The organism is Endozoicomonas sp. ONNA2 (assembly GCF_024606365.1).
Taxonomy (GTDB): Bacteria; Pseudomonadota; Gammaproteobacteria; order Pseudomonadales; family Endozoicomonadaceae; genus Endozoicomonas.
The window spans coordinates 1-3165 of the sequence record NZ_JAHHPO010000897.1 but is presented as its reverse complement, the minus strand read 5'-3'; the positions used below and the strand labels follow the sequence as shown (position 1 = coordinate 3165).

General features: G+C 45.3%; 3 protein-coding genes and 1 pseudogene. 3 read left to right on the top strand and 1 reads right to left on the bottom strand.

What is annotated here, in order from left to right; translation table 11 throughout:
• Positions 1 to 270: 270 nt before the first annotated feature.
• The 3 genes and pseudogenes from KDK14_RS15985 to KDK14_RS15975 all read left to right on the top strand — a co-directional run bounded on the left by KDK14_RS15985 (position 271) and on the right by KDK14_RS15975 (position 2600).
• Positions 271 to 975 (top strand): hypothetical protein, encoded by a 705-nt coding sequence (locus KDK14_RS15985; RefSeq protein ID WP_257266171.1) that lies wholly within the window; start codon positions 271 to 273, stop codon positions 973 to 975.
• Between the two features lie 277 nt (positions 976 to 1252).
• A pseudogene (locus KDK14_RS15980) lies at positions 1253 to 1843 on the top strand (hypothetical protein); the annotation flags it as partial.
• Positions 1844 to 2003: 160 nt separating this feature from the next.
• Positions 2004 to 2600 carry an acyloxyacyl hydrolase gene (locus tag KDK14_RS15975; protein WP_257266170.1) on the top strand — a complete coding sequence of 199 codons (597 nt, stop codon included), beginning with the start codon at positions 2004 to 2006 and terminating at the stop codon, positions 2598 to 2600.
• A 207-nt stretch (positions 2601 to 2807) separates the two neighbouring features.
• On the opposite strand, the gene KDK14_RS15970 is transcribed toward KDK14_RS15975, so the two are convergent.
• The gene (locus KDK14_RS15970) at positions 2808 to 3032 is read right to left on the bottom strand and encodes a YodC family protein (protein ID WP_257266169.1); all 225 of its coding nucleotides are present in this window, start codon (positions 3030 to 3032) and stop codon (positions 2808 to 2810) included.
• Between the last annotated feature and the right edge of the window lie 133 nt (positions 3033 to 3165).

Below are 3165 nucleotides of genomic sequence, written 5' to 3'. Positions count from 1 at the left end.
TAGCTAAATATCCTATTATCGGGATGATCGTTCGACCGATTCTGTCGCCCTGGCGGGAAGTGTCAGTTATCAGAACCACACGCATTCTCAGCCTACGCCTGTTGCAATAAAGACCTGACACTGGTTTTATTTCATCCCTGAGTGGCACAAAATATTTTCACGCGCCATGGGCATTTGTGAGGACTGAAATTCTCGCTAATGTAGCGGTTATTCAATGATCTAAACTCTGAAGAGTTATTCATTAATCGTTCACGAAGAGAGCAGATATCGATGAATGTTAATAATTCTATAGCTATTAATAATTTACCGACTCAGGCTCCCGTTGCTGATGTTAAAGGGGGCTTAAAAGGCGTCTCGGTCACGAAGGCGGATGTTTCCAATCAGCTTCCGGAGGCAAAAGGAGAGGGACCCGGTAAGAAGTCAATAGAGGATTTTAAGAGCATTACCGCTCTTTCTATGGGTGAGGTGAGCAGGCTCCTTACAGGCAATCAAATCGAAATGAAAGCCATTCAGGATGCACTGAATAAGTTTAGACTCGATCCTGACGCTGGAAAAAACTACGAACTAATTCATACGTTAAACCAGTCTGTTGATAAATTGGAATCAACACTGAACGAAAAACTGACTGAAAGAAATAATATGGTAGAAGAACTCTTTGCAGAGGCAGGCAGACCTATTAATCAAAAAGATATGACATATGAAAACCTTCTTGATAACTTGGCTAACGAACTGTCCAAGAAAAGTGACCAGTTTGGTAGTAGCTCGGTGCGTGAAAAAGCAAATAATATTCTAGATTATATCAAGAACGAAATAGCACCACTTGAAAAAACAATCAGTGAAACAAGGCAGCAGATTGAATCAGAAAACACAAAACCTCAAGAACTTAAAAAAATGCTGGAAGATACACAGAATAAAATAATGGAAGAGAGCAGACAAACTATCGACTTTGTAGGTGATAATATCATTAAGGGTTAAGTAGTTAGTTCTCGTTGAAAATACATCAGGTAAACGCCGGAAGGCGCATTTTTTGCCGGAAGCAATCCGTGCCTGAGAGGTTGTCGCAAGTTGTAGCAAAAAGCAGCGTTGATTCTTTTATCATTCCGGGGATAACAAGAAGCACGAGTGATGCAGTCGCGATCCGTTCTATTTTTGCAGGGTCCCCGGGGCCACTCTTCCGGGAACTGGCCCGGGAGTTTTCTGCCCATGGGTATATCACCCATAAGATCAACTTTTTGTTGGCCTTAATGATGATTCACAGATGCTCTACCATTCGGATTATCCCTCAGTGGCGTTATTTATCGAAGAGGTGATTGCTTCCTTTGTGGGCCGTGGCGACCACAGGGATATTCTGGTACTAAAGCATCACCCCATGGACCGGGGATATACCGATTACCATCAGCCGATTGAACAGCTGGCTTTGCCCTACGGTACGGTTGGACGCATCATCTATTGACATGATATCCCGCTACCTGCGCTGTATCACCATACCCGCCCGGTGGTAACGGTCAACACCACGGCAGGGCTTTCTGCACTCCTGCATAATCTGCCGGTGAAAGTGACCGGCAGGGCGTTTTATGATACTGGCTGTCTGACGTCTCAATGCTCCCCGGATCAGTTCTGGAAGGCGCCAGAGCCGGTGCATTCTGAGTTGTTTAACCGGTTGCATTCACTGATTTTCAGGGAGAGTCAGATTAATGGCAGCTTCTTTACTGAGCTGCCGCCGACCTGTCGTAATGCCCGACTGTTTTATGAACAGAGGTTTGCGCCGGTCTCTGCAGCCGATATCGTTAGTGTGGGAAAACCGGTACAAGTGGTCTTTAATGAACGATCAACGGTTGCCTGACTGCTTTTTATTTCATTTAAGAATTTTAATTATCTTAAAGACTTCAAATCGATCTATTTGTATCGCTATCAGGGTTTAAAACTCCGTCAATACTGATAAATATCGCATGAGCAATGCCGTACAGCGATGCTCTTGAGTTTATCAGTAAGGAGTTGCATCAATGGAGAAAGGAACTCTCCGCGGCATTGCCCTGGCGATGGCAATCAACCCCGCTTTATCTTCCGCCGATGACCTCACCCCTGAGGGTGCCTCTGTTGGTTACGGTCACTACCTCGAAAACAAAGCCGAACTGGATGATTACCGGGCCAGCGTGCGCTGGAACTGGAATAAGGCTTGGCTGGAAGACTCTGACACCTGGCGTTTAACTGGTTATTCCGACCTGGCCATCAATTTCTGGATCAGTCGTCTCGGGCCGGAAGATCAGCCCAGCCCCGATGGTGCGGCTAACGTTTATGCCATCAGCTTTTCTCCGGTCTTGCGACTGGAACACAATACCTCCGATGCCATGCGCCTGTTTGTGGATGCCGGTGTGGGCCTTAGTTATCAATCAAAAAAAGATATCGAGAAGAAACTGAAATCCCCCATCAATATGGGCGATCATACCCAGTTTGAAATTCGCACCATGATTGGTTCCCGCTTTGGTGACCAGATGCAGTATGAGGTGTCGGCCGGGTGGTTCCATTACACCAATGCCATCCTCGACAACCAGAAGGAAGCGCTGGATTTTGGGGTACTACAGTTTGGTTACTGGTGGTGAGCTGACTGCGGTAACGCTGCTTACAGTATGGTGGGCGACAGGCAACAACCACTTGGTAGCTAACCATACGGAATCCTATGCCCAGCTGCCCGGGAGGTTTCGGTTGCAAAAATCTGATTGTTCATCATTGGCGAGTATTTATCAGAACTAAAGTTCTATTCCAGCAATGAAATGTCGCCTCTATACAAACCGCCATTGAAATTGTCATCAATGATGAGTATCACTTTCAACAGGATTTTCCTCATCATTATCATTAAGGAATTCTCCTTCCAGCGGAATTAACCCATATATGGGAAATGATTCCATATGCAGTTCACTACATTCAAACCACATGCAATTATAATAATTTTTCATACCAAAAGTAACACTGTGGATGACCATATCTGGACCACCCGTTTTCAGTTGCACGACTTGACCTATAGATGCTTTCATTGCTTATCCTCAGTGATGAGTAATAATAATCTTGGACAATTGAACATTACTTTAGTTCATAATTTGAAAATCAAATTATCATGCCAGGAGGCTGTCCGAGAATAGCGCCCGACTGGGCGTCCCCGTAGCGAGG

What these genes read in the sequence shown, in the direction of transcription:
- KDK14_RS15985 (WP_257266171.1), top strand. Translation starts at nt 271, where the DNA reads ATGAATGTTAATAATTCTATAGCTATTAATAATTTACCGACTCAGGCT.
- KDK14_RS15975 (WP_257266170.1), top strand. Translation starts at nt 2,004, where the DNA reads ATGGAGAAAGGAACTCTCCGCGGCATTGCCCTGGCGATGGCAATCAAC.
- KDK14_RS15970 (WP_257266169.1), bottom strand. Translation starts at nt 3,032, where the DNA reads ATGAAAGCATCTATAGGTCAAGTCGTGCAACTGAAAACGGGTGGTCCA.